This is a genomic window from Aeromonas sp. R6-1 (genome assembly GCF_040908165.1).
Classification (GTDB): Bacteria; Pseudomonadota; Gammaproteobacteria; order Enterobacterales; family Aeromonadaceae; genus Aeromonas; species Aeromonas caviae.
This window is the reverse complement of sequence record NZ_JBFODF010000005.1, coordinates 1-24,293: the sequence shown is the minus strand read 5'-3', so window position 1 is coordinate 24,293 and position 24,293 is coordinate 1. Positions and strand designations below refer to the sequence as shown.

24 protein-coding genes and 3 tRNA genes are annotated in these 24,293 nt (G+C 61.0%); 13 read left to right on the top strand and 14 right to left on the bottom strand.

Annotated elements, in window-relative coordinates; all coding sequences use genetic code 11:
* Positions 1-18 precede the first annotated feature (18 nt).
* From AB5Y68_RS01215 to lolB, 8 genes are all read right to left on the bottom strand, one after another.
* Positions 19-93 (bottom strand) — tRNA-Gln (locus AB5Y68_RS01215).
* 8 nt (positions 94-101) lie between these two features.
* Positions 102-178, bottom strand: a tRNA-Met gene (locus AB5Y68_RS01210).
* A gap of 235 nt (positions 179-413) precedes the next feature.
* Entirely contained in the window at positions 414-1,505 is a 1,092-nt protein-coding gene (gene ychF, locus AB5Y68_RS01205) for a redox-regulated ATPase YchF (RefSeq protein ID WP_010673843.1), read from the bottom strand.
* Positions 1,506-1,636: 131 nt separating this feature from the next.
* On the bottom strand, positions 1,637-2,233 hold the full coding sequence (gene pth, locus AB5Y68_RS01200; RefSeq protein WP_039039597.1) for an aminoacyl-tRNA hydrolase: 597 nt from the start codon (positions 2,231-2,233) through the stop codon (positions 1,637-1,639).
* A 249-nt stretch (positions 2,234-2,482) separates the two neighbouring features.
* Positions 2,483-3,430: a ribose-phosphate pyrophosphokinase gene (locus AB5Y68_RS01195; protein ID WP_010673845.1), complete on the bottom strand. Its 948-nt coding sequence runs from the start codon at positions 3,428-3,430 to the stop codon at positions 2,483-2,485.
* A 239-nt stretch (positions 3,431-3,669) separates the two neighbouring features.
* Positions 3,670-3,744 (bottom strand) — tRNA-Gln (locus AB5Y68_RS01190).
* Entirely contained in the window at positions 3,724-4,602 is an 879-nt protein-coding gene (gene ispE / locus AB5Y68_RS01185; protein WP_052258818.1) for a 4-(cytidine 5'-diphospho)-2-C-methyl-D-erythritol kinase, read from the bottom strand. The genes AB5Y68_RS01190 and ispE overlap by 21 nt, the downstream gene beginning before the upstream one ends.
* Positions 4,602-5,180, bottom strand: a complete 579-nt coding sequence (lolB, locus tag AB5Y68_RS01180) for a lipoprotein insertase outer membrane protein LolB (RefSeq protein WP_039039599.1) — start codon at positions 5,178-5,180, stop codon at positions 4,602-4,604. The genes ispE and lolB overlap by 1 nt, the downstream gene beginning before the upstream one ends.
* A 125-nt stretch (positions 5,181-5,305) precedes the next feature.
* On the opposite strand from lolB, the gene hemA reads away from it, so the two are divergent.
* The 7 genes from hemA to AB5Y68_RS01145 all read left to right on the top strand — a co-directional run bounded on the left by hemA (position 5,306) and on the right by AB5Y68_RS01145 (position 12,213).
* On the top strand, positions 5,306-6,565 hold the full coding sequence (gene hemA, locus AB5Y68_RS01175) for a glutamyl-tRNA reductase (protein WP_039039600.1): 1,260 nt from the start codon (positions 5,306-5,308) through the stop codon (positions 6,563-6,565).
* Between the two features lie 50 nt (positions 6,566-6,615).
* Complete coding sequence (gene prfA, locus AB5Y68_RS01170) at positions 6,616-7,704, top strand: peptide chain release factor 1 (protein WP_039039601.1); 1,089 nt, start codon at positions 6,616-6,618, stop codon at positions 7,702-7,704.
* Positions 7,704-8,537 carry a peptide chain release factor N(5)-glutamine methyltransferase gene (prmC, locus tag AB5Y68_RS01165; protein WP_039039602.1) on the top strand — a complete coding sequence of 278 codons (834 nt, stop codon included), beginning with the start codon at positions 7,704-7,706 and terminating at the stop codon, positions 8,535-8,537. Before prfA ends, prmC begins: the two co-directional genes overlap by 1 nt.
* A gap of 41 nt (positions 8,538-8,578) precedes the next feature.
* Positions 8,579-8,962: a SirB2 family protein gene (locus tag AB5Y68_RS01160; RefSeq protein ID WP_039039603.1), complete on the top strand. Its 384-nt coding sequence runs from the start codon at positions 8,579-8,581 to the stop codon at positions 8,960-8,962.
* A gap of 11 nt (positions 8,963-8,973) precedes the next feature.
* Positions 8,974-9,774, top strand: a complete 801-nt coding sequence (locus AB5Y68_RS01155) for a SirB1 family protein (RefSeq protein WP_039039604.1) — start codon at positions 8,974-8,976, stop codon at positions 9,772-9,774.
* A gap of 11 nt (positions 9,775-9,785) precedes the next feature.
* Positions 9,786-10,640: a 3-deoxy-8-phosphooctulonate synthase gene (gene kdsA, locus AB5Y68_RS01150; protein ID WP_039039605.1), complete on the top strand. Its 855-nt coding sequence runs from the start codon at positions 9,786-9,788 to the stop codon at positions 10,638-10,640.
* Between the two features lie 289 nt (positions 10,641-10,929).
* Complete coding sequence (locus tag AB5Y68_RS01145; RefSeq protein ID WP_039039606.1) at positions 10,930-12,213, top strand: dicarboxylate/amino acid:cation symporter; 1,284 nt, start codon at positions 10,930-10,932, stop codon at positions 12,211-12,213.
* A 78-nt stretch (positions 12,214-12,291) separates the two neighbouring features.
* On the opposite strand, the gene grcA is transcribed toward AB5Y68_RS01145, so the two are convergent.
* Entirely contained in the window at positions 12,292-12,672 is a 381-nt protein-coding gene (gene grcA, locus AB5Y68_RS01140; protein ID WP_010673855.1) for an autonomous glycyl radical cofactor GrcA, read from the bottom strand.
* Between the two features lie 613 nt (positions 12,673-13,285).
* On the opposite strand from grcA, the gene ung reads away from it, so the two are divergent.
* On the top strand, positions 13,286-13,966 hold the full coding sequence (gene ung / locus AB5Y68_RS01135) for a uracil-DNA glycosylase (RefSeq protein WP_039039607.1): 681 nt from the start codon (positions 13,286-13,288) through the stop codon (positions 13,964-13,966).
* Positions 13,967-14,126: 160 nt separating this feature from the next.
* Positions 14,127-14,672: a hemerythrin domain-containing protein gene (locus AB5Y68_RS01130; RefSeq protein ID WP_039039608.1), complete on the top strand. Its 546-nt coding sequence runs from the start codon at positions 14,127-14,129 to the stop codon at positions 14,670-14,672.
* Positions 14,673-14,768: 96 nt separating this feature from the next.
* On the opposite strand, the gene AB5Y68_RS01125 is transcribed toward AB5Y68_RS01130, so the two are convergent.
* Positions 14,769-14,948 (bottom strand): DUF3545 family protein, encoded by a 180-nt coding sequence (locus AB5Y68_RS01125; protein ID WP_010673858.1) that lies wholly within the window; start codon positions 14,946-14,948, stop codon positions 14,769-14,771.
* Between the two features lie 180 nt (positions 14,949-15,128).
* Complete coding sequence (gene tal / locus AB5Y68_RS01120; RefSeq protein WP_039040155.1) at positions 15,129-16,079, bottom strand: transaldolase; 951 nt, start codon at positions 16,077-16,079, stop codon at positions 15,129-15,131.
* A 725-nt stretch (positions 16,080-16,804) separates the two neighbouring features.
* Between tal and AB5Y68_RS01115 the strand changes: the two genes are divergently transcribed.
* From AB5Y68_RS01115 to yidZ, 4 genes are all read left to right on the top strand, one after another.
* Positions 16,805-18,235, top strand: a complete 1,431-nt coding sequence (locus AB5Y68_RS01115; protein ID WP_010673860.1) for a sodium:alanine symporter family protein — start codon at positions 16,805-16,807, stop codon at positions 18,233-18,235.
* Between the two features lie 179 nt (positions 18,236-18,414).
* Positions 18,415-19,566, top strand: a complete 1,152-nt coding sequence (blaMOX, locus tag AB5Y68_RS01110) for a CMY-1/MOX family class C beta-lactamase (protein ID WP_039040140.1) — start codon at positions 18,415-18,417, stop codon at positions 19,564-19,566.
* A gap of 221 nt (positions 19,567-19,787) precedes the next feature.
* Complete coding sequence (locus AB5Y68_RS01105; protein ID WP_039040141.1) at positions 19,788-20,954, top strand: MdtL family multidrug efflux MFS transporter; 1,167 nt, start codon at positions 19,788-19,790, stop codon at positions 20,952-20,954.
* A 10-nt stretch (positions 20,955-20,964) separates the two neighbouring features.
* On the top strand, positions 20,965-22,005 hold the full coding sequence (gene yidZ, locus AB5Y68_RS01100; protein ID WP_052258836.1) for an HTH-type transcriptional regulator YidZ: 1,041 nt from the start codon (positions 20,965-20,967) through the stop codon (positions 22,003-22,005).
* Here the strand turns inward: yidZ and ruvX are convergent.
* The 3 genes from ruvX to gshB all read right to left on the bottom strand — a co-directional run bounded on the left by ruvX (position 22,002) and on the right by gshB (position 24,193).
* Positions 22,002-22,424 (bottom strand): Holliday junction resolvase RuvX, encoded by a 423-nt coding sequence (gene ruvX / locus AB5Y68_RS01095; RefSeq protein WP_010673863.1) that lies wholly within the window; start codon positions 22,422-22,424, stop codon positions 22,002-22,004. The two genes, yidZ and ruvX, sit on opposite strands and share 4 nt — an antisense overlap.
* Positions 22,425-22,533: 109 nt before the next feature.
* Positions 22,534-23,088, bottom strand: a complete 555-nt coding sequence (locus AB5Y68_RS01090; RefSeq protein ID WP_010673864.1) for a YqgE/AlgH family protein — start codon at positions 23,086-23,088, stop codon at positions 22,534-22,536.
* 154 nt (positions 23,089-23,242) lie between these two features.
* Positions 23,243-24,193: a glutathione synthase gene (gshB, locus tag AB5Y68_RS01085; RefSeq protein WP_039040142.1), complete on the bottom strand. Its 951-nt coding sequence runs from the start codon at positions 24,191-24,193 to the stop codon at positions 23,243-23,245.
* Between the last annotated feature and the right edge of the window lie 100 nt (positions 24,194-24,293).

Below are 24,293 nucleotides of genomic sequence, written 5' to 3'. Positions count from 1 at the left end.
CAAACATCATTCAAAAAATGGCTGGGGTACTAGGATTCGAACCTAGGGATGGCGAGATCAAAACCCGCTGCCTTACCGCTTGGCGATACCCCAACTAGAGATGGTGGCTATGACGGGATTCGAACCTGTGACCCCCGCATTATGAGTGCGATGCTCTAACCAACTGAGCTACATAGCCAACCGTGCTTCCAGTGAGTCGTTGCCTCGTCACTGTGCGGCCGGAATTATGCGTATCTGGCTCTGGGGCGTCAACCCTTTTTTTGTTTGAAAAAACGAATTTGGGTGCGTTTGGCGAGTTATTGGCCGCTGTCGTGCAAAAGCCCAACAATCTGGTTTTTTTTACGACATTCGCACCCAGATCGCGCCTCTGGCCAGATAAAAAAGAGGCCAGCAAATGCTGGCCTCTCATGGGGTTAGACGTTGAACAGGAAGTTCATGATATCGCCATCCTTGACGATGTAGTCTTTCCCTTCCGCGCGCATCTTGCCTGCTTCCTTGGCGCCTTGCTCACCCTTGTAGGTGATAAAGTCGTCGAAGGCGATGGTCTGGGCGCGAATAAAGCCTTTTTCGAAGTCGGTGTGGATCTTGCCAGCGGCCTGCGGGGCGGTGGCGCCTACCGGAATGGTCCAGGCGCGCACTTCTTTCACACCGGCGGTGAAGTAGGTCTGCAACTTGAGCAGCTCGTATCCGGAACGGATCACCCGGTTCAGGCCCGGCTCCTCGATGCCCAGATCCGCCATGAACTCGGCGCGGTCTTCGTCGTCCAGCTCGGCGATGTCCGCCTCGATGGCGCAGCAGACGACCACAACAACGGCGTTTTCGGCGGCGGCTATCTCACGGACCTGATCCAGGTAGGGGTTGTTCTCGAAGCCATCTTCCGCCACGTTGGCGATGTACATGGTGGGTTTGAGGGTCAGGAAGTTGAGGTGGCTGACGGCGTCCAGCTCATCCTTGTCCAGCTTCATGCCGCGGATCATCTGGCCGTTTTCCAGGGCAACCTTGATCTTCTCCAGCACTTCCACTTCCAGCTTGGCATCCTTGTCGCCGCCCTTGGCACGCTTGGACTGGCGATTGATGGCGCGCTCGCAGGCATCCAGGTCGGAGAGGGCCAGCTCGGTGTTGATCACCTCGATGTCGTCGGCCGGGGAGACCTTGCCCGCCACGTGGACGATGTTCTCGTCCTCGAAGCAGCGCACCACGTGACCGATGGCTTCGGTTTCACGGATGTTGGCGAGGAACTGGTTGCCAAGGCCTTCGCCCTTGGAGGCACCGGCCACCAGGCCGGCGATGTCCACGAATTCCATGGTGGTCGGCACGACACGCTGCGGATTGATGATGGCCGCCAGCTGGTCGAGGCGGGGATCCGGCATGGGGACCACACCCGTGTTCGGCTCAATGGTGCAGAACGGGAAGTTGGCGGCTTCGATGCCGGCCTTGGTCAGCGCATTGAACAGGGTGGATTTGCCTACATTGGGCAGGCCCACGATACCGCATTTAAAACCCATGGATTGTTACCTTGTTGGTGGATGCTTCAAGGGGCCGCGCGGGCGGCCCGTGTCGTGTTGCTTGACCCCGAGGCGAAGGATCTCGCCAGGGGCCGGTCATCTTGAACTGCCTGGCCATGCAGGCTGAAGGCCTAGACTTTCTCGGCCTTGAAACTGTGCAGGCGATTCATGGCCTTGGTCATGTCCTGCTTGAACAGGATGTCGGTGGCGCGCAGGGACTCGTCCAGCGCGGCCTCGATCAGACTCTGCTCACTGCTGGGCGCCTTGGTCAGCACGAAGCCGGCGACCAGCTCCTTGGCGCCCGGATGGCCGATGCCAAGGCGCAGCCGGAAGAAGTTATTGTTGTTGCCCATTCTAGCGATGATGTCCTTGAGGCCGTTATGGCCGCCGTGACCGCCCCCTTGCTTGAACTTGGCGATGCCGGGAGGCAGGTCCAGCTCGTCGTGGGCCACCAGGATCTCTTCCGGGGCGATCTGGTAGAAGCGCGCGAGCGCCGCCACGGCCTTGCCGGAGAGGTTCATGTAGGTGTTCGGGATGAGCAGCCGCACATCCTGCCCGTCCACCAGGATGCGGGCGGTGTGGCCGAAGAACTTGGGCTCTTCGCGCAGGCTGACATTGTGCCAGCGTGCCAGTTGCTCCACATACCAGGCGCCCGCATTGTGGCGGGTCTTGGCATATTCGGGGCCGGGATTACCCAGCCCGACAATCAGTTTGATTTGACTTGTCACGCTTGATGTCTTCACTCGCTACTTGCCATGGGCGGATGACCCGGGGCAATGGGACGCAATATTCTAGCCGCCGAGTGGCGATCACTCAACCAAAGTGCGGCAAGGTCGGGGAAAAGCCGGACAGAAGGGCTCGGGTGGGGTGGCTCGTCCGAGGTTTTCGTCTCTTGCCGAGTGAAGGTTGGCGGTTGGCGCCAGGCACCCAAAAAAACAAAAACCGCCATTCGGCGGTTTTTGTCACGACAGGGTCTATCAATGCTCGAACATGGCAGAGATGGACTCTTCGTTGCTGATGCGGCGAATCGCTTCGGCCAGCACGGAGGAGAGGGTCAGCTGCTTGACCTTGCCGACTGCCTTCATCTCCGGGGTGAGCGGGATGGAGTCGGTGATGATCAGCTCGTCGATGACCGAATTCTTGATGTTTTCAACGGCGGTGCCGGAGAAGACAGGGTGGGTCGCATAGGCGAACACGCGCTTGGCACCACGCTCTTTCAGCGCTTCGGCCGCTTTGCACAGGGTGCCGCCGGTGTCGATCATGTCGTCGACGATGACGCAGTCACGACCGGCTACGTCGCCGATCAGGTGCATGACTTGGGAGACGTTCGGACGGGGACGACGCTTGTCGATGATGGCGATGTCGGTGTCGTCCAGCAGCTTGGCGATGGCACGGGCACGGACTACGCCGCCGATGTCCGGTGACACGACCACGGGGGATTCGAGGTTCTTGGCCTTCATGTCTTCCAGCAGCACCGGGCTGCCGAACACGTTGTCGACGGGGACGTCGAAGAAGCCCTGGATCTGCTCGGCATGCAGGTCAACGGTCAGCACACGGTCCACACCTACGCTGGAGAGGAAGTCGGCGACGACCTTGGCGGTGATGGGCACACGGGCGGAGCGGACGCGGCGGTCCTGACGGGCATAACCAAAGTAGGGGATAACGGCAGTGATACGGCCAGCTGAAGCACGACGCAGTGCATCCACCATGACGATCAATTCCATCAAATTGTCGTTGGTCGGGGCACAGGTGGATTGAATGATGAAGATATCGCCACCGCGTACATTCTCGTTGATCTGTACGCTGATCTCGCCGTCGCTAAAGCGACCTACGGCAGCATTGCCGAGTTTGATAAACAGGCGATCTGCGATCTTCTGGGCTAGTTCCGGCGTTGCGTTACCAGCAAACAGCTTCATGTCAGGCACGGTTTGAAACCTCGGGGTTGCATCCAGTATGTGGGGAGTCTGATTTTAGACCCGTATCGTTTGGGGGCAAACGATTTAGCAAGATGACGGACAAGGTCTCTGGGCGATGTCGAGGATGGCGTCTCATCACCCGCAGGGTGGGTGGACGGGAATCCACCTTGAGCGCCATCGCGTCAGATTGGCCCAAGACACATCGACGAGGTCAACACCTCCCGATGCGGCCTCAACAAGGAGAGAGTTGGCTGGGGTACTAGGATTCGAACCTAGGAATGGCGAGATCAAAACCCGCTGCCTTACCGCTTGGCGATACCCCAATCACTCACTTGTTGCAAAGTGACGAAGAGTGGTGATATGTTCTCGCCCTTGGCGACAAACCCATCCCAGCCTTCCGGCACTCTTGCCAACACCTTCCGAGCAGCCATTTCGTCTTCAAATCGAGCAAAGACGCAGGCGCCAGTGCCCGTCATTCTTGACGGCGCGTATTCTAGCAACCAGCCGAGCGCATTGGCAACCTCGGGGTGGCGCTTTTTCACCAGCAGTTCGCAATCGTTTTTCCACTCTCCTACCAGCAGATTGTCCAGGGTCATCTTGGGGGTGTTGCGGGGCAGGTCGGGATCCTGGAACACGGCGGCGGTGGCCACATGGCAATCCGGCTTGAGTACCAGGTACCAGGCATCCGGCACCTCGATCTGTTGCAACCGCTCCCCCACGCCTTCGGCGAAGGCGGCCTTGCCCCGCACGAACACCGGCACGTCGGCGCCCAACTGCACGCCGAGCTCGGCCAGCTCGTCTTCACTCAAGCCGGCTTGCCAGAGGTGGTTCAAGGCCACGAGGGTGGTGGCCGCGTCCGAAGAGCCGCCCCCGATACCACCGCCCATGGGCAGTACCTTCTCCAGCCGGATATGGGCTCCCTGCGGACTGGCCAACCGGTTCTGCAACAGTCGCGCAGCCCGGATGATGAGGTTTTGTTCATCGGGCACGCCGGGAATGGCCGGGCTCAAGGTGAGCTGGTCGCTGCCGGGGATCGGCTCGAATTCGAGCCAGTCGCCGTGGTTGAGAAAGATGAAGAGGGTCTGCAGTTCGTGGTAGCCATCGGGGCGGCGGCCGTTGACGTGCAGGAAGAGGTTGAGCTTGGCCGGGGCGGGCCAGCGGATCGGCGCCTGGTCGTGCATCATGGTGCCAGGGTCCACTCGTTGATCTGCAGCTTGAGACGGCTCTCCTGCCCGGTCATGGTGAGCAGGTGGGGCAGGCGATAGCCGTCCTGATCCCGATAGTCCCCGTAGACGATCTGCCACTGGCCGTCGCGCACGCTGGCGAGGCTGGCATCGGGGTTGAGCTCGAATTCGGCCTGCCCCGGCAATCCCTTGATCCACTCAGGCAGCCCGGCCACCGGAATGTGCCAGCCGGTGAGCTGATAGACCAGGAGCTCGGCATCCTGGCTCTGGTGCTGTTTTCCGTCGTTGTCGAGCAGAGTCACCTCGCCGCCGGTGCGGGAGAGTTCCAGAATATGGGTGCCGATGAGGCTGGTGAGGTTGAGGCGATAGTCGTCGCCGTTTTGCTGCCAGTTGAGGCGAGCGCTGCCCTTCTGGCGGGCGGTGATGATGGCCATTTTGCCCGACAACTGCCAGTGTGTGAGGCGTTCGAGGCGGGCGCGCTCCTGCTGCCAGTTGACCTGATCCCGCTGGGGTTGGGTGGTGGTACAGCCCGCCAGCACCAGCAGGCAGGCGAGGGAGAAGATACGCAACAACAAGGTGGAGCTCCGCAGATGAGGTTTGCGACAGTATAAGGGGCGGCCGTATTGCTTTTAAAGACTTACCCTTTCTCGTACAATTGTCGGCCTCTACACCCTGTGCATGAAACGATCATCACCCACCCATGAGTCTGTTTGCCCTCGGAATCAACCACAACACCGCCAGTGTCGCCTTGCGGGAGCGGGTCGCCTTTGGCCCGGACCGCATCGATCGCGCCCTGCGTGAACTGGTGGAGCAGCCTGGCGTCAGCGAGGCGGTGATCGTCTCCACCTGCAACCGCACCGAGCTCTATTGCAGCCTGGAGCAGGGGCAGGGGGAGCAGGTGCTGAACTGGTTGCAGCGGTTCCACGCGCTGGAGGCGAGCGAGGTGCTCTCCGCCATCTACCGGCACCAGGACGAGGAAGCGGTGCGACACCTGATGCGGGTGGCCTGCGGCCTCGACTCCCTGGTGCTCGGGGAGCCGCAGATCCTGGGGCAGATCAAGCAATCCTACGCCCACGCCCAGCAGGCGGATGCGGTGAAAGGATCCCTGGAGCGCCTGTTCCAGAAATCCTTCTCGGTGGCCAAACGGGTGCGCACTGACACCGAGATCGGCGCCAGCGCGGTGTCGGTGGCCTTTGCCGCCGTGAGCCTGGCCCGCCGTATCTTCTCCGATCTCTCCCAGACCAAGGTGCTGCTGGTGGGCGCCGGCGAAACCATCGAACTGGTGGCCCGCCACCTGCGCGAGCAGAGCGTGACCCGGATGATGGTGGCGAACCGGACCCTGCAACGGGCCCAGTTGCTGGCAGAGGAGTTCGGTGCCCAGGTAATGACTCTGGAGGAGATCCCGGACTACCTGCACGAGGCGGACATCGTCATCAGCTCCACGGCAAGCCCCCTGCCCATCATCGGCAAGGGCATGGTGGAGCGGGCGCTCAAGGCGCGTCGCTTCAAGCCCATGTTCCTGGTGGACATCGCCGTGCCCCGCGACATCGAAGCCGAGGTGGACGAGCTCTCCGATGCCTATCTCTACACGGTGGACGATCTGCAGGGCATCATCGAGCAGAACCTGGAGACCCGCAAGCGGGCGGCCGCCGAGGCGGAACTCATCGTGCAGGAAGAGCGCGACGAGTTCATGGGCTGGTATCGCAGCCAGCACTCGGTGGATCTCATTCGCGATTATCGCCATCAGTCACAGCAGGTCGCCGACGAAGAGTTGCAGCGGGCCCTGCTGGCCCTGCAACAGGGTGAAAATGCCGAGCAGGCGCTCAAGGCCATGGCCCATCGCCTCACCAACAAGCTGATCCACGCACCGACCCAGGCCCTGCGCCAGGCCGCCGCCCAGGGGGACAGCCACAAGCTGGCCCAACTGCGTCAGGTGCTGGGATTGTCACAAGAATCATAGTGTTGGGACGGCCCTTTGCCGTCCCGTCCTCCATCGAGAATCCAAGAGTCATGAACCCCTCATTGATCAGAAAGCTGGAAGGCCTCATCGAGCGCCATGAAGAAGTACAGGCCCTGCTCGGGGAGCCCGGGGTCGCCTCGGATCAGGACAGATACCGCGCCCTGACCCGGGAATACGCCCAGCTGGAAGATATCGTTCACGCCTTCCAGCGTTTCCGCCAGGCCGAAGAGAACCTCGACACCACCCGGCTGATGCTGGAGGAAGAGGATGCCGAGCTGCGGGAGATGGCGCAGGAGGAACTGCCGCTCGCCAAGGCGACCTTCGAGGAGCAGGAGCAGGCGCTTCAGGTGATGCTGTTGCCGCGCGACCCCAAGGATGACAACAACTGCTATCTGGAGATCCGTGCCGGTGCCGGTGGCGACGAGGCGGCCATTTTCGCGGGGGATCTGTTCCGCATGTACTCCCGCTACGCCGAGCGTCAGGGGTGGCGTGTCTCCATCGTCAGCTGCAATGACGGCGAACACGGCGGCTACAAGGAGGTGATCGCCAAGGTGGACGGCGAGCACGTCTACGGCCGCCTCAAGTTCGAGTCCGGCGGCCACCGGGTGCAGCGAGTCCCCGAGACCGAATCCCAGGGCCGGGTGCACACCTCCGCCTGTACCGTGGCCGTGCTGCCGGAAGTGCCGGAAGCCGAGCAGGTGGAGATCAACCCCTCCGAGCTGAAGATCGACACCTTCCGCGCTTCCGGTGCCGGCGGCCAGCACGTCAACAAGACCGACTCTGCCATCCGCATCACCCACCTGCCCACCGGGCTGGTGGTGGAGTGCCAGGACGAGCGCTCCCAGCACAAGAACCGCGCCAAGGCGATGTCGGTGCTCTCCGCTCGCCTGCAGGCGGCCGAGGACGAACGCCACCGCGCCGCCGAGCAGAGTACCCGCCGCAACCTGGTGGGATCCGGGGATCGCTCCGAGCGCATCCGCACCTACAACTATCCCCAGGGGCGTCTCTCCGAGCACCGGATCAACCTCACCCTCTATCGTCTGGGCGACATCCTGGAAGGGGATCTGGACTGCGTGATCACCCCCCTGGTGCAGGAGTATCAGGCGGATCAGCTCGCCTCCCTGGCCGAGAGCAACTGATGCAGATCCAGCAGGCCCGCGCCCATATCATGGCGACCCTGGCCTCCGGGGAATCCCCCCGTGCCGACGCCGATGCCCTGCTCTGTCATCTGCTGGATTGCCGGCGCAGCTATCTGATGACCTGGCCGGAGCACGAGCTCGATGCCGCCCAGCAGGCGACCCTGGCGGGCTGGCTTGCCCGTCGCCTCAATGGTGAGCCCATTGCCCACCTCATCGGCGAGCGGGAGTTCTGGTCGCTGCCGCTGAAAGTGAGCCCGGCCACCCTGATCCCGCGCCCCGATACCGAGGTGCTGGTGGAACAGGCGCTGGCCCGCCTGCCGGGCGGCCCCTGCGCCCTGCTGGATCTGGGCACGGGCACCGGTGCCATCGCCCTTGCGCTCAAGTCTGAGCGACCGGATGCCGATGTATGGGCGGTGGACAGGATGCCGGCCGCGGCCGCGTTGGCCCGCACCAACAGCGCCGCCCTGGGGTTGCCCATCGAGGTGCGCGACGGCAGCTGGTTTGCGCCGCTCTCGGATGCACCGCGCTTTGCGATGATCGTCTCCAACCCGCCTTACATCGACGGGACGGATCCCCATCTTCACGAGGGGGACGTGCGCTTCGAGCCGCGCTCCGCCCTGGTGGCGGAGGAGCAGGGGCTGGCGGATATCCGCCTCATCGTCACCCAGGCGCCCGCCCATCTGGTGCCAGGTGGCTGGCTGTTGCTGGAACACGGCTGGGATCAGGGGGAGGCGGTGCGTCAACTCCTGCTGCAACAAGGCTACGTCCAGGTGGAAACCGTGCGCGATTACGGCGATAACGAGCGGGTGACCCTGGGGCGCCTGGCTCAGTGATATGACGGGCGGCCCGGTCTGCCCCTGTTCAAGGAAATCTTATGTATGTTGTTCTCAAGCATCTGCACCTCACCCTGATTGCCGGGGCCGTGCTGATGTTTATCCTGCGCTTTTACTGGTTGCAGACCGGCTCCGCGCTGGCAGGGGGCGCCCGCACCCTCAAGATCAGCGGTTGGCTCAACGGCCTGGTGGTGCTCTCCGGTGTGCTGCTCTGCATGGTGCTGGGTCTCAACCCCCTCAACAACGCCATCCCCTGGCTGGCCGAGAAGCTGACATCCATCCTGGTGGTGGCGTTTCTGGCCATGATGGCGCTGCGTCTGGCCCGCAGCAACGGCATCCGCTGGTTTGCCTTCCTGGGCGCACTGGGGTGGATCTTCTTTATCGCCAAGCTTGCGGTGCAAAAGCAGGCCAGCCTGTTCGGCTAGGAAGGATGACGATGATACGTGTGGATGAGTGGACCGACTTCGAGGCTCACGATCTGGCCGAGCTGGCGCTGTCGGTGAGCGACGAGATCCGGGGCCATGGCGGCACGGGAGAGGCCGAGCTTGCCCTCCTCGATGCCTGGCTGGACGAGACGATTGCCGAGGGAGACTGCGACGAGGTGCGCCGTCAGCTGTTGCAGGGTTTCTACCAGACCCTGGGCTTTCGTGGCGACTGGCAGGATTACTTCTCGTCCGCCAACTGCGATCTGGACCAGGTGCTGGCAAGGCGCAAGGGGATCCCGGTCAGTCTCGGCATCCTCCTCATCCAGCTGGGTCGCAAGATAGGTCTGGATGTGGAGGGGATCTGCTTCCCCGGCCATTTCCTCCTGAGTTTTGCCGGTCTGGACGGGGAGGTCTATGTGGACCCCTTCAACGGTGATGAACTGAGCCGGCACCGCATCGAACTGCTGCTGCGCGGTGCCCTCGGCAACCTGGCGAGTCTGAGCGATGATCATCTGCAGCCATCGGGGCAGTGGGAGATCATCGAGCGCTTGCTCAATGTCAGCAAGGGCGCCCTGCTGCGCGAGGAGCGCATGACGGAGGCGTTGCGCTGCAGCGAGCTGCTGCTGCGCATGAAGCCCGGCGATCCGCTGGAGATGCGGGATCGGGGCTTCATCTATGAGCAACTCGATTGCCCGCGCTTTGCCGCCGACGATTTCGAATACTTTATTGAACAATGCCCTGATGATCCCGTGGCCGATGTGCTGAAAACCCAGCTGGCCACCCTGGACCTCAGTCCCAAACCCCTCCATTAAGGATCCCTGAGATGGAACAGAAGAATATCAAGGTCAACCAGATCGACGTCGCCAACGACAAACCTTTCGTGCTGTTCGGCGGCATGAACGTGCTGGAATCCCGCGACATGGCGATGGCGGTGTGCGAGAAGTACGTGGAAGTGACCAGCAAGCTCGGCATCCCGTTCGTGTTCAAGGCGAGCTGGGACAAGGCCAACCGCTCCTCCATCCACTCCTATCGCGGCCCGGGTCTGGAAGAGGGGATGAAGATCTTCCAGGAGCTGAAAGCGACCTTCGGCATGCCGGTGATCTCCGATCTGCATGAGCCCCATCAGGCCAAACCGGTCGCCGAGGTGGTCGACGTCATCCAGCTGCCCGCCTTCCTGGCGCGCCAGACCGATCTGGTGGAGGCCATGGCCCGCACCGGCAACGTCATCAACATCAAGAAGCCGCAATTCCTGAGCCCAAGCCAGATGAAGAACATCACCGACAAGTTCGAGGAGTGTGGCAACGATCGCCTGATCCTCTGCGAGCGCGGTGCCAACTTCGGCTATGACAACCTGGTGGTGGACATGCTGGGCCTGGGCGTCATGAAGAAGAGCACCGGCGGCTATCCGGTCATCTTTGACGTCACCCACTCCCTGCAGTGCCGTGATCCCCTGGGAGCGGCCTCCGGCGGTCGCCGCGAGCAGGTGACCGAGCTGGCCCGTGCCGGCATGGCGGTGGGCCTCGCCGGTCTCTTTATCGAATCCCACCCGGATCCGAAAATTGCCCGCTGCGACGGCCCGAGCGCTCTGCCGCTGGAGAAGCTGGAAGGCTTCCTCAAGCAGATGAAGGCCATCGACGATCTCGTCAAGGGCTTCGAGCCCCTCGATACCTCCGCCTGATCGCGATTTTTACTATCAAAAATGCCCCGCCATGCGGGGCATTTTTATTTCCGTCATTTTCATTTGGTGCTCTTTGGCGTCCATTGCGACCATGTTTCCGTGGTGTTAATGATGTTAAATATATTGTGTGATTGATGTCTCTTATTTGCTTTTTATGACATGCAAAAGTAGCGACCGTCAGGATGGCAAAAAGGTATGAAGCGGGTGAGATAACCCTATTTCTCGCCGCAGACTGCTGCATGCGTTATTTGCTGTCAGTGGAGTCACACTTATTAACAGGACGTTGAGCATGCACAAGAAAATTGTCAGTAGCCTCTATTTTCAGGTGATATTGGCAATCACCATCGGAATATGTCTGGGACATGTCTATCCGAGTCTGGGCGCAGATATGAAACCCCTTGGTGATGGCTTCGTTAAATTAATCAAGATGATCATCGCCCCCGTCATTTTCTGTACCGTGGTCACCGGCATTGCCGGCATGGAAAGCATGAAGGCGGTGGGCAAAACCGGTGCCATTGCGCTGATCTATTTTGAAGTGGTGAGCACCCTGGCCCTGATCATCGGTCTGTGCGTGGTCAACGTGCTGCAGCCGGGGGTCGGTATGAACGTGGATCCCTCCTCACTCGACGCCAGCGCCATCTCCGTCTATGCGGATCAGGCCCAGTCCCAGGGGATAATTCCCTTCCTGCTGGATGTGATACCGGCTAGCGTCATCGGTGCCTTTGCCGGCGGCAATATACTCCAGGTGTTGCTGTTTGCCGTCCTGTTCGGATTTTCCCTGCATCATATCGGGGAGAAGGGAAAACCCATCTTCAATATCATCGATGGTTTCTCCCAGGTTATTTTCGGCATCATCAACATGATCATGAAACTGGCGCCGATCGGGGCATTTGGTGCCATGGCATTCACCATAGGGAAATACGGTATTGGCTCTTTGGTTCAGCTGGGGCAATTAATTGCTAGCTTCTATCTGACCTGTCTGCTGTTTATTTTTCTGGTGCTCGGCAGTATCGCCAAAGCCAATGGCTTCAGCATTGTGCGCTTTATTGCCTATATCCGGGAAGAGCTGTTGATCGTGCTCGGAACATCCTCGTCGGAATCCGTATTGCCGCGCATGCTGGTGAAAATGGAGGCACTGGGCTGCAAGAAATCGGTGGTGGGTCTGGTGATCCCGACCGGTTACTCATTCAACCTGGACGGCACCTCCATCTATCTGACCATGGCAGCCGTCTTCATCGCCCAGGCGACCAACACCCCGCTGGACCTGTTCCATCAGCTCACCCTGCTGGTGGTGCTGCTTATCTCCTCCAAGGGGGCGGCCGGAGTCACGGGGAGTGGCTTCATCGTGCTGGCAGCCACCATCTCGGCGGTAGGGCATCTGCCGCTGGCCGGGCTGGCGCTGATCCTCGGGATTGATCGCTTCATGTCGGAGGCGCGCGCCCTGACCAACCTCATCGGCAACGGGGTGGCGACCCTGGTGGTGGCCCGTTACTGCGATCAGCTCGACGAGGCCACCATGCAGGACGCCCTGGCGAAACCCGTGGTGGCAAGGCCGGTGGACCTGCGAAGCTGACCCAGGTTCCGGCGGTGATCATCACCCATGAAAAACGGCCCGAGGGGGCCGTTTTTTTATCTCTTTACGCAGGGTGCCTTACAGGCTCTGGGTGAAGGTGCGGGTGACCACATCACGCTGCTGCTCCGGGGTCAGGGCGTTGAAACGCACGGCGTAACCGGAGACGCGGATGGTGAGCTGCGGGTATTTTTCCGGGTTGGCGATGGCGTCTTCCAGGGTTTCTCGGCGCAGTACGTTGACGTTCAGGTGCTGACCCCCTTCGACCACAGGCTCTTGCTGAACCGGCAGTTCACGGTATTCGAATTGACCCAGGTCGGAGAGGCTGACTTCCTGATCGGCGGCAAAGCTGTCGCCTTTGGCGCAGATGCAGCGAGCCTGTTGTTTCTCTTCGTCCAGCAGCCAGAAAGAGTTCAGCAGAGCGGCGTTGGCGGACTGGGTGATTTGGATGCCCTTGATCATGGTATGACTCCTCATAGGAAAGCGGATTCAACGGTAAGCACATTACCCTGATGTTTTTAAACCACCTCTTGGAAGGAATGATTTAACGGGGCCTTGCCTTACACCTTTACTTCGTTGGGGCCATATATACCACGACGGTAATATTACAAAAATTGATCCAAATCAATAAAACCCCATTTTGTGTGCATTGAAAGGGATTAAATCATTGAGTTGAATCAAAAACAGATCATTTTTCTGTTTTTGTAAGATATATGAATTATGCATTTTTCATTATTCATATCTAGTAATTTAACTACACCTTTGTGGTTTATTTCTGGCGTCAGCGAAAACCGGCCTGCTCATGAAGCTTGTCCGAGGACGCCCTGTTATTCCTGTGTCGACGCAGCACCGGTCATTGCCCGTGAACGCCGCCGCCACTTCCCAGGCTGGCAAGGCTTAGCCTGACCTCCATGCGGTTGCGTCTTGGGGGCGAGGACCCTATCCTGAGCCCCTTGCTCTATTGACCGAGGAGATAGCGGTGCCAAGCTGGACAGAAGGCGGGGAGTGGGGAGAGGGAGAGGCTGGCATGACAGCCAGGATGGAAGGAGTGGATTCGCAACGAGAGGAGACGGGTGTGCTGACCTGGAAAGATGTGATTGGTTCGGAGAAAGAGCAGGCGTATTTCATGGACACCCTGGCCACCGTCAGGGCCGAGCGGGAGGCGGGCAAGGTGATCTATCCCCCGGCGACCGAGGTATTCAATGCCTTCAAACTGACCGAGCTGGATGACGTCAAGGTGGTGATCCTGGGGCAGGATCCCTATCACGGACCGGACCAGGCGCACGGTCTCTGCTTCTCCGTCTTGCCCGGAGTGCGCACGCCGCCGTCCCTCGTCAACATCTACAAGGAGATGCAGCGGGATCTGCCGGGTTTTGTCACACCCCATCACGGCTTTCTGGAGTCCTGGGCCAGACAGGGAGTGCTGCTGCTCAATACGGTGCTGACGGTACAGGCGGGCATGGCGCACTCTCACGCCCACCTGGGGTGGGAGACCTTTACCGATCGGGTCATCGAGCGGATCAATGCCCATTGCCAGGGCGTCGTCTTCCTGCTGTGGGGCGCTCATGCCCAGAAGAAAGGGCGCTTCATCGACCGGGCGCGCCACCATGTGCTGAGCGCCCCCCATCCCAGCCCGCTCTCTGCCCATCGCGGTTTCATCGGTTGCGGCCACTTCTCCGAGGCCAATCGCCTGCTGGTCCAGCAGGGACGCAGTCCCATCGACTGGCTCTCGGTCTGCGCCGATCCGGCGGCCTGACGCCGTAAATACACAGGGGAAATGGTCTCCCCTGGGCCCTCTGTGGTGAGAGGCTGGTGCAGCCGCTGTCTGCATCCGACTTGATTGAGTGCAAAGTTCAGGCAATAAATGACCGTATACTCGAGACAGACGTTTTCTCATTTCAGTGCAAGGAGTGCCCATGTTATCCAGTCTGCATAAGGACCACCTCAACATCACCCGGTTGCTGACGCTGCTCAAGCAAAAGCTGGCGGCCATTCGCAATGAGCAGCCGGTGAGCTACTTCCTGCTGCGGGATGTGGTGGATTATCTGCGCGAGGTATCCGACAAGTACCACCACCCGAAGGAAGACATGATTTATGACTACTACCTGAAATACAGGGTGGTGGAGGGGGAGGTGGCCAACCGGCTGCACGAGGAGCACGCCCGTCTGCTGGATGCAGGGACCGAGCTCAAGGAGATGGTGGAGATGATCCTGATGGACGCGGTCATCCCGCTGGATCAGTTCGTGGCCCGTCTGGAGCAGTTCATCGAGCAGCAGGAGGCGCACATGAACTATGAGGAAGGGGTCATCTTCCCCCATCTGCGCGACTCCCTGACCGAGGATGACTGGCGTCATCTCGAACAGCTCTGGCAGAACCTGGCCATCAATGATCCCCTGTTCGGGGCGGAGGTGAGCCAGCACTTCCAGGCGCTGGCCAAACAGCTCTCGCTGCCTGCAGCCTGACAGGAGGTTCACCCATAAAAACAGCGCCCCGGTCAATCCGGGGCGCTGTTTTTATGGCTCCACTCGTTGGAGTGAAACATGGGCGACGTGGGCGTATCAGAGCTCCAGGTCGTCCGATCCTTCATAGGCGATGTCGATGGCCTGCAGCTCCTTTTGCAGGCGGTGCTTGTCTTTAAGCGCCTCAATCTCACGCCATTTGCGTTTTTTTCCCGTTGTCCCGCGGCTACGTGAACCCAGCTCAACGACCTCGTCAAAATCGAAGTTGAACATGTCCATGGCTCCCTCCTTGGTTTTATGGTTTTCACCATCCGTATAACACGACGCCTTTGAAAATAAAACGTTTTTATGACGAAGTTGTGACAACCGGAAACAGGCACAAAAAAACCGGGCTGCCCTTTCGGGAGCCCGGTTTTTGCGGGGCCACTTCGCTCTGTGAGAGCCGTGTGGCGAGCGGCCTTACAGGTGGCTTGCCAGCATGGTTTCCAGCTTGCCCTGGTCGATGGCGAACAGGCGGATGCCTTCCCCCAGTTTCTCGACGGCCATGGCGTCCTGGTTCAGCTCCCAGCGGAACTGCGCTTCGGTCATCGGGGCCGGTTTGGCTGTGCGCTCGCCGGTGTAGTCCAGCTTGCGCACCACGGTGCCTTCGGCCTTGCTCAGCTCTTCCAGCAAAGCGGGGCCAATGGTCAGGCGGTCGCAGCCGGCCAGTTCCAGGATTTCGCCAGTGTTGCGGAAGCTCGCGCCCATGACCACGGTCGGGTAGTCGTGCTGCTTGTAGTAGTTGTAGATGGCGGTGACGGAGACCACGCCCGGATCTTCACTGGCGGTGTAGTCACGGCCGTTCTTGGCCTTGTACCAGTCGAGGATGCGGCCCACGAAGGGGGAGATGAGGAAGGCGCCGGCTTCGGCACAGGCACGAGCCTGGGCGAAGGAGAACAGCAGGGTCAGGTTACACTGGATACCCTCTTTCTCCAGCACCTCGGCGGCACGGATCCCTTCCCAGGTGGAGGCCAGCTTGATCAGGATGCGATCATTGCTGATACCGGCTTCGTTGTAGAGGCGGATCAGCTTGCGGGCCTTGGCGATGCTGGCGTCGGTGTCGAAGGAGAGGCGGGCGTCCACTTCGGTGGAGATGCGGCCCGGGACGATTTTCAGCACTTCGAGGCCGATGTTGACCGCCAGCTTGTCGCCCGCGTCGATGATTTGCTGTGCCTTGTCCTGGCTCTGGGATTTGGCCCAGGCAATGGCGTCCTGGATCAGGGCTGCGTACTCGGGGATCTCGGAGGCCTTGAGTACCAGAGAGGGGTTGGTGGTGGCATCGATGGGCTGGTAGCGCTTGATGGCTTCGATGTCGCCGGTATCGGCAACCACTGTGGTCAGGGCTTTCAGCTGGGTCAATTTATCGGCCATGGCAAATATCATCTCTTTATGAGGGAGCAATCCCAGGGTGGCGGGCATGAGACGGCAGTTCTGAAATTAAATTACAAGATCCCGGCGGCTCAGGCTCAGAAAGGGGCGATGGGCAGGCCCCATCGTCATTGCCTGCCTAATTAATACGGATGTGGCGCATCCTGCAATAGGGGGGCTTGTATGCGAATCAGCCAGGTGGTGAAAGCGGTACCGACTGTCGAGTGAAAGTGTTTGATAAAAAACGAGTTTTATTCATGGTGTGGCGGCTGGCTCCGACATGGAAAAGCGCAATTATTTTGGTGGATTCATGATTTTGTGCGGTAGGTCACATAAATAGTTCTGTCAGCTACTTGAAATTTAATTACGTGTAAAACGTTTTGCGTTACAACCCCTTGCCGATGAGGCATGAGAGGCAAACGCTTGTCTCCCTGATGTCGTTTCACTCAGCGGTTTTTACCCCCATGGGATGAGTTGTAAAATGGTTCTCTATTGGCTCTAATTTGTAAGGGCGCTGGGTAGCGCATCAATTTTTGTTGATTTATTGCGTGCTAAATGAAGCTTTTTTGCATCAAATTGCTCGTTTTTTGTCTCCCCAGTGAGCCCTGTCACTATTCTGAATTCCCTCCCTATGCTAGATTCCGCCCCTTCGGCGCAATGCTGGTTCGGAAATTGACAGAGAGCGGTCAGCGCAGACTGGCCATGGATGTGATAACAACGAGAGAATTATGGACACCTTGATTGCAATGATTAACGACCTGATGTGGGGAGCCGTGCTCATTTACCTGCTGATCGGGGTCGGTATCTTCTTTACCTTCCGCCTGGGCTTTATCCAGATCCGCCACTTCGGCCACATGTTCTCGGTCCTGCGCAACAGTCGCAAATCCGACAGCGCCGGCATCTCCTCCTTCCAGGCTCTGTGTACCAGCCTGGCGGCTCGCGTCGGGACGGGCAATCTGGCCGGTGTGGCCGTCGCCATCTATCTGGGTGGCCCTGGCGCCGTCTTCTGGATGTGGCTGATCGCCTTCATCGGCATGGCCACCGCCTTCGTGGAAAGCACCCTGGCCCAGCTCTACAAGGTCAAGGATGAGGATGGCAACTACCGGGGCGGTCCCGCCTACTACATGGAACGCGGCCTCGGCATGCGCTGGATGGGGGTGGTCTTCTCCCTCTGCCTGCTGCTGGCCTTCGGTCTGGTGTTCAACGCGGTGCAGGCCAACTCCATCAGCCTGGCCATGAACGTCGCCTTCGGCATCCCTGACTGGGTGAGCGGTCTGGCCCTGGTGGTGCTCTCCGGCCTCATCATCTTCGGCGGCATCCGCGGCATCGCCCGTTTCGCCGAGCTGGTGGTGCCCTTCATGGCGCTCGCCTACATCCTGATGGCGCTGTTCGTGGTGGCCATGAACATCAGCGAGCTGCCCGGCGTGCTGGCCCTGATCATCAAGTCTGCGTTCGGCATCGAGCAGGCGGGTTCCGGCGCCATGGGCTATGCCATCTCCCAGGCGATGATCAACGGCATCAAGCGCGGCCTCTTCTCCAACGAGGCGGGCATGGGCTCTGCCCCCAATGCTGCCGCCACCGCCACCCCCTATCCGCCGCACCCGGCCTCCCAGGGTTATGTGCAAATGCTGGGTGTCTTCCTCGATACCATCGTCATCTGTACCTGTACTGCCGCCATCATCCTGATGTCCGGCCAGTTCGAGCCGGGCTCCGGTGTGACCGGTGTCGAGCTGACCCAGCGTGCGCTCTCCTCCCAGGTGGGCGGCGGTGGCAACATCTTCATCGCAGCGGCCATCTTCTTCTTCGCCTTCACCTCCATCGTGGCGAACTACTCCTATGCGGAGACCAACCTGGTGTTCCTCGAGCACAACCACAAGGGCGGCCTGATGCTGTTCCGGATGTTCGTGCTGGGCATGGTGATGTTCGGCTCCGTGGGCGAGCTGCCGACCGTGTGGGCTCTGGCGGATGTCTCCATGGGGCTGATGGCCATCGTCAACCTGGTGGCCATCCTGCTGCTCTCCGGCGTCGCCATCAAGCTGGCCAAGGACTACAACGACCAGCTCAAGCTGGGGCGCGTCCCCACCTTCGATGCCAACAAGTACCCCGAGCTGCGCAGTCAGCTGGAAGAGGGGATCTGGGACAACCCGGGCAAGAAATAAGCCCGTGTTGCAAGGTGATTGAAGGGGAGCCATGGCTCCCCTTTTTCATGGGTAAAAAGAGGGGGTGGCTTCACACAGACTTCACAGAGCCTCATCGGCAGCACACCTCGCGGGACTATGCTGGGCTCATCACTCGCCGCCATGGCGATACCTTGCTAACGACAGTCAGGAGACATGCAATGCAACAACGACAATCCATCCTGTGGGGCGCTCTGGCCACCCTGATGTGGGCCGGTCTGGCTCATGCCGGTGACAAGGCGGCGACCGATCCCCTGCGCCCCGTGGTGGATGCCAGCATCCGGCCGCTGCTCAAGGAGCACAGGATCCCGGGCATGGCGGTGGCCGTGCTCAAGGATGGCAAGGCCCACTATTTCAACTACGGTGTGGCCGATCGGGAGCGCGCGGTCGGTGTCAGCGAGCAGACCCTGTTCGAGATAGGCTCCGTGAGCAAGACCCTGACCGCGACGCTGGGGGCCTACGCCGTGGTGCAGGGGGGCTTCGAGCTCGATGACAAGGCGAGTCTGTTCGCCCCCTGGCTCAAGGGATCCGCCTTTGACAACATCACCATGGGGGAGCTGGCTACCTACAGCGCGGGCGGCTTGCCGCTGCAATTCCCCGAGGAGGTGGATTCGCTCGAGAAGATGCAGGCCTACTACCGCCAGTGGACCCCAGCCTACTCGCCGGGTTCCCATCGCCAGTACGCCAACCCCAGCATCGGGCTCTTTGGCTATCTGGCGGCGAGCAGCATGAAGCAGCCGTTCGATCGCCTGATGGAGCAGACGATCCTGCCGGGGCTTGGCCTGTACCATACCTACCTCACTGTGCCCGAGCAGGCCATGGGGCACTACGCCTACGGCTACTCGAAGGAGGACAAGCCGATCCGCGTCACTCCCGGCATGCTGGCGGACGAGGCCTACGGCATCAAGACCAGCTCGGCGGATCTGCTGCGCTTTGTGAAGGCGAACATCAGCGGGGTGGATAATGCGGCCATGCAGCAGGCCATCGATCTGACTCACCAGGGCCAGTATGCGGTGGGGGAGATGACCCAGGGACTGGGCTGGGAGCGTTACGCCTATCCCGTCAGCGAGCAGACGCTGCTGGCGGGCAACTCCCCGGCGATGATTTACAATGCGAACCCGGCGGCGCCCGCGCCCGCTGCGGCAGGGCACCCTGTGCTCTTCAACAAGACCGGCTCGACCAATGGCTTCGGGGCCTATGTGGCCTTCGTGCCGGCCAAAGGGATCGGCGTCGTCATGCTGGCCAATCGCAACTACCCCAATGAGGCACGCATCAAGGCGGCTCACGCCATCCTGACGCAACTGGCCAGGTAATAGGGCGACCTGGCAGGGGGCGGGTCGATGAACATGCCAGTCCGGACCTCTCCTGCGGGAGATGTCCGGATTGGCATCCACCGAGTGCCATCTCGTCACTAGGCCCCGGCAGGCCGCCCGCTCTATAGTGCCTGGAATCTTCCTCTGCTTTTGCAGGATTGAGTTGTCAATCTCGCTGACAGTGCACCTGTGATGGTGAAACCTGCTGCTATGGAGCCTTCATGGGTATGTTTCTGCTGTGTACTTTTCTGATGATCATCCTCTATCCCCTCGGGATCGATCTCTATCTGGTGGCCGTCCCCCGCATTGCGCAAACCCTGCAGGGGAGCGAGGCGCAGATCCACACCGCTTTTTCCATCTATCTGCTGGGCATGGCGGCTACCGTGCTGCCGGGGGGCATGCTGGCGGATCGCCATGGCAGGCGCCCCGTGGTGCTGGGGGGCGCTCTCATCTTCGTGGTCGCTTCCCTGGTGGCGGCGGAGGCGACCGGCATCGCACAGTTTTATCTGGGGCGTTTCTGGCAAGGGGTGGGCGCTGGAGCGCTCTACATCATGACCTTCACCGTGCTGCGGGATGTGCTGAGCCAGGCGCGCCTCGCGATGGCCCTCTCCCTCATCAACGGCGTGATCTGCGTCATTCCGGTGCTGGCTCCCGTACTCGGTTATCTCATCCTGTCGCACTTCGAGTGGCGCGGCATCTTCGTGGGCATGGCGCTGGTGGCCGCCATCAGTGCCCTGGTCAACCTGCGACTGCTCAAGGAGACCCGCCCCGCCCGCCAGCCTGCGGGGGCATCGCCGCTGGCCCTGCTGGGCACGGCCCCCTTCATGCTGCGCGCCTTGCTGACCAGCGCCAGCGTGACCGCCATCCTGGTCTATGTGAGCGTCTCGCCCCTCGTCCTGATGACCACGTTCGGCCTGCCTCCCGAGCAGTACACCCGGCTGATGATGGCGATGGCCGGGGTGAGCATGTCCGCTTCCTTCCTGACCCCCTTGCTGCTGCGCTGGCTCGGCAAGGCAAGGGTGCTGGCGCTCTCCCACCTCGCCTACCTGCTGGCTTTGCTCGCCCTGTTGTGCAGCAGCGGGCCCGAAGGCGGCCTGTCCTGGCTGCTGGCGGGGTTTGCCCTGGTCTGCATCGGGTTTTCCTGCGGGTTCGGGGTGGCGATGGGGGAGGCGCTGGATGTGTGCGGGGATCAGGTGGCATCGGCCAGTGCCCTGCTCTGCATTATGCAGATAGGGTTGTCCGGGCTCTTCATCTGGGGGATGGGCCATCTGGGGATGCCTGCGCTCTGGATGCTGATCCTGGCACTCCTGCTGGCGCTGCTCGGTTACCTGGTGGTCAAGGTGCTGCTACCATGGCGTGCGGTACGGCGAGTACGGGCTCGGGGATAGGAGAGACGCGATGCGCAATCTGGGTGAACTCGATTTGAACCTGCTGGTGGTCTTCAGGCACCTGATGCAGGAGCGCAGCGTGGCGGGGGCGGCCAAGAAGCTGTGTGTCACCCCGTCGGCGGTGAGCAAGGCGCTTGGCAAGCTGCGGGACTGGTTCGGGGATCCCCTCTTCGTGCGCGTGCGCCAGGGTTTGCAGCCGACCAATCTCTCCCTGACCCTGGCGGAGGAGCTCAAGACCTGGTTCCAGCTCACCGAGAGCATCAGCACCCTCAACAGCGAGGCGATCCCCGAGGGGGCCCGCTTCAGTCTGGTGATGGAGTCCCCCTTTGGCATCAGCTTCCTGAGCGAGCTGCCCACGACCATCTACCAGAAGTACCCCCACTCCGTGGTCAGGATGCTGGGCTGGGATCACCACTCCCTCAACGACATCGTCAACGGGGAGGCGGATCTCGGCTTCTGTGCCCGGGAGACCCACGGCCGCTCCCATGCCAGGGTCAACCGGCTGCCCTATTACATCGATCACGAGGTGCTGTTCTGCGATCGTCCCGTGGTGTTCCTGCGCAAGGATCACCCCTTGCTCGGGCAGACGTGGTCGCTGACCCGCTTTCTGGCCTGCCCCCAGGTGAGCGTGGTGTGGGAGGCCAGCGACAGCTGGGCACTGGATGAGCTGCTGGAGGACGAAGGCCACAGGCGGCAGGTGCCCATCATGGTGGCGAGCTTCGAGCAGGCGCTGCACATCGCCGCCCAAAAGAGCCACGAGCTGATCGCCGTGGTGCCTTCATATTGCGCGGACTATGCCGCCAGACATCACCCCGACCTCATCCCCATGCCGTTGCCGCTGGAAGAGTCTCTCTATGCCCAGCTGGAGATCGCCTTCATCCTGCTGTGGCACAAGCGCCACAATCAGGATGCCAAGGTGATGTGGTTGCGGGGGGAGATCCGGCGGCTCTATGGCCTGGCCGCGGCGGGGATGACGCGTTTTGCCTGGGGCGGGCCCATGGAGAGCGGGGCGGCGAAAGAGAAGCAAGGGGGAGGAGGCACCCCGGTTTAGTCGTACTGCTCTTCCATCCAGGCTTCGACGATGAGCTGGGCGGAGACGCCGTCCACGCTCCCCTTGTCCAGCGCCTTGTAGCCGCCACGTTCAAACAGGCGGGCGCGGGCATCCGTGGTGGTGAGCCGCTCGTCCTTGAATTCCACCGGCTTGCCGAAGCGACCGTGCAGGCGATTGCCGAACTTGCGAGCTCGCACCGTGATCTCCTGGTCCGTGCCATCCATGTTGAGGGGCAGACCGACGATCAGCAGATCCGGTTGCCACTCCTTGATCAGCTTCTCTATCTCGTCCCAGTTAGGGATGCCGTCGTTGGCCTTGAGGGAGCGAAGGGGGCGGGCGCTGCCCGTGAGCTCCTGGCCGATGGCGACACCGATGCTCTTGGTGCCGTAGTCAAAGCCCATGATGCTGCGTGATGACATGGGGTCTCCTCGAAATGGATGGATAAATGAAGGGGGAAGCCCCCTCCCTGTCTCCCCCTGCTCGTGGGGGGAGAGCGTGCCGTCTCCCCCGGAGGGGAGGTCCGGGGTGTCAGCTATGGCCCACCTGGCTGGAGAGGTGCAGGGGGTTGACCCCAATGCTCGCGGCGGCTTGCTGCCAGCGCAGGTGGATGGGGGTATCGAAGACCAGCTTGGGATTGGGGGGGATCACCAGCCAGGCGCCATCCACCAGCTCCTGCTCGAGCTGGCCTGCACTCCAGCCGGCGTAACCGAGCGCCACCAGCCAGTGGTCCGGCGCCTCGTCGGTGCCCAGGGTCTCCAGGATGTCCTTGGAGGTGGTGACCATCATCTCGTCGCTCACCTGCAGGGTGGAGTTGAAGCCCGGGCGGAAGCTGTGCAGCACAAAGCCGCGATCCCCGTGCACCGGTCCCCCCTGCAACACCGGCTGTTTCATCTCGGCGGTGGCGGGGGGATTGAGGTTGAGCTTGGTCAGCATGGCGTCCAGGGACATGTCAACCGGAATGTTGACCACCAGTCCCATGGCGCCTTCGCTGCTGTGTTCGCACAGATAGACCAGGGAGCGCTGGAAATAGGCGTCCGTGAGGCTCGGCATGGCGAGCAGAAAGTGATTTTGCAGTGTTTGCATGGAGCGTATGTATCTCTTAGCGTGCAAAGGTATTTGGGGTGATTATGGCAGTTGATGGCGGCGGGCAAAACCGCTTTTTGCCGGCAGTCAAAGGGGCCTTCACGGCCCCTTGTGTGTGTTTCCTCGCTGCGGCAACGGGTCGCTGGGGAAGGGGTCAGCGGCCCAGCCGGCGCTCGATGGCGTCCATCAGCATGCCGGTAATGGAGACGTCGAAGGCCGCCTCAATCTCGCGGATGCAGGTAGGGCTGGTGACGTTAATCTCGGTCAGGCGATCGCCGATGATGTCGAGGCCGACGAAGATGAGCCCCTTCTCTTTCAGGGTCGGGCCTACCGCGCGGGCGATGGCCCAGTCCGCGTCACTCAAGGGGCGCGCCTCACCACGGCCGCCGGCCGCCAGGTTGCCACGGGTCTCACCCTGGGCCGGAATGCGGGCCAGGCAGTAAGGTACCGGCTCACCGTCCACCACCAGCACCCGCTTGTCGCCATCCTTGATGGCGGGCAGATAGGTCTGCGCCATGCAGTACTGGCTGCCATGTTCAGTCAGCGTCTCGATAATCACGCCGACGTTGGCGTCATCCTCCTTCATGCGGAAGATGGAGGCGCCGCCCATGCCGTCCAGCGGCTTGAGGATGACGTCCTTGTGCTTGGCGTGGAAAGCCCGCAGCTTGTCGGCTCTGCGAGTGACGAGTGTGGTCGGGGTGTGCTCGGCAAACCAGGCGGTGTAGAGCTTCTCGTTAGCGTCGCGCAGGCTCTGGGGCTTGTTGACGATGAGGCAACCCTCATCCTCGGCTCGCTCCAGCATGTAGGTGGCGTAGATGAACTCGGTGTCGAAGGGGGGATCCTTGCGCATCAGGATCACGTCCAGGCTGGAGAGCGGCTGATCCACCACCTCGCCCAGCGTGTACCAGTCGGCATAGTCATATTTGACGGTGAGCGGACGCATGGTACCGAAGGCGCGACCGGCCTCCATGTAGAGATCCTTCATCTCCAGATAGAACAGCTCGTAGCCGCGCTTTTGCGCCTCTTCGAGCATGGCGAAGCTGGAGTCCTTCTTGATGTTGATGGCCGAGATGGGGTCCATCACGATGCCGAGTTTAATGGTCATCCGAGTTTCCTTCCTAATGGCTCGATTGGATGTGATGACCCCCTCCCTGCCTCCCCCTTCACAAGGGGGAGGGGCCTGTTGCTCCCTCCCCTGCGAAGGG

Coding starts and splice junctions, on each gene's coding strand:
- gshB (WP_039040142.1), bottom strand. CDS start 24,193: ATGACCATTAAACTCGGCATCGTGATGGACCCCATCTCGGCCATCAAC.
- hemA (WP_039039600.1), top strand. CDS start 5,306: ATGAGTCTGTTTGCCCTCGGAATCAACCACAACACCGCCAGTGTCGCC.
- tal (WP_039040155.1), bottom strand. CDS start 16,079: ATGGCCGATAAATTGACCCAGCTGAAAGCCCTGACCACAGTGGTTGCC.
- AB5Y68_RS01090 (WP_010673864.1), bottom strand. CDS start 23,088: ATGCAAACACTGCAAAATCACTTTCTGCTCGCCATGCCGAGCCTCACG.
- AB5Y68_RS01125 (WP_010673858.1), bottom strand. CDS start 14,948: ATGGACATGTTCAACTTCGATTTTGACGAGGTCGTTGAGCTGGGTTCA.
- grcA (WP_010673855.1), bottom strand. CDS start 12,672: ATGATCAAGGGCATCCAAATCACCCAGTCCGCCAACGCCGCTCTGCTG.
- ispE (WP_052258818.1), bottom strand. CDS start 4,602: ATGCACGACCAGGCGCCGATCCGCTGGCCCGCCCCGGCCAAGCTCAAC.
- kdsA (WP_039039605.1), top strand. CDS start 9,786: ATGGAACAGAAGAATATCAAGGTCAACCAGATCGACGTCGCCAACGAC.
- AB5Y68_RS01145 (WP_039039606.1), top strand. CDS start 10,930: ATGCACAAGAAAATTGTCAGTAGCCTCTATTTTCAGGTGATATTGGCA.
- prmC (WP_039039602.1), top strand. CDS start 7,704: ATGCAGATCCAGCAGGCCCGCGCCCATATCATGGCGACCCTGGCCTCC.
- AB5Y68_RS01105 (WP_039040141.1), top strand. CDS start 19,788: ATGGGTATGTTTCTGCTGTGTACTTTTCTGATGATCATCCTCTATCCC.
- AB5Y68_RS01155 (WP_039039604.1), top strand. CDS start 8,974: ATGATACGTGTGGATGAGTGGACCGACTTCGAGGCTCACGATCTGGCC.
- AB5Y68_RS01160 (WP_039039603.1), top strand. CDS start 8,579: ATGTATGTTGTTCTCAAGCATCTGCACCTCACCCTGATTGCCGGGGCC.
- ruvX (WP_010673863.1), bottom strand. CDS start 22,424: ATGTCATCACGCAGCATCATGGGCTTTGACTACGGCACCAAGAGCATC.
- blaMOX (WP_039040140.1), top strand. CDS start 18,415: ATGCAACAACGACAATCCATCCTGTGGGGCGCTCTGGCCACCCTGATG.
- AB5Y68_RS01130 (WP_039039608.1), top strand. CDS start 14,127: ATGTTATCCAGTCTGCATAAGGACCACCTCAACATCACCCGGTTGCTG.
- AB5Y68_RS01115 (WP_010673860.1), top strand. CDS start 16,805: ATGGACACCTTGATTGCAATGATTAACGACCTGATGTGGGGAGCCGTG.
- ychF (WP_010673843.1), bottom strand. CDS start 1,505: ATGGGTTTTAAATGCGGTATCGTGGGCCTGCCCAATGTAGGCAAATCC.
- prfA (WP_039039601.1), top strand. CDS start 6,616: ATGAACCCCTCATTGATCAGAAAGCTGGAAGGCCTCATCGAGCGCCAT.
- yidZ (WP_052258836.1), top strand. CDS start 20,965: ATGCGCAATCTGGGTGAACTCGATTTGAACCTGCTGGTGGTCTTCAGG.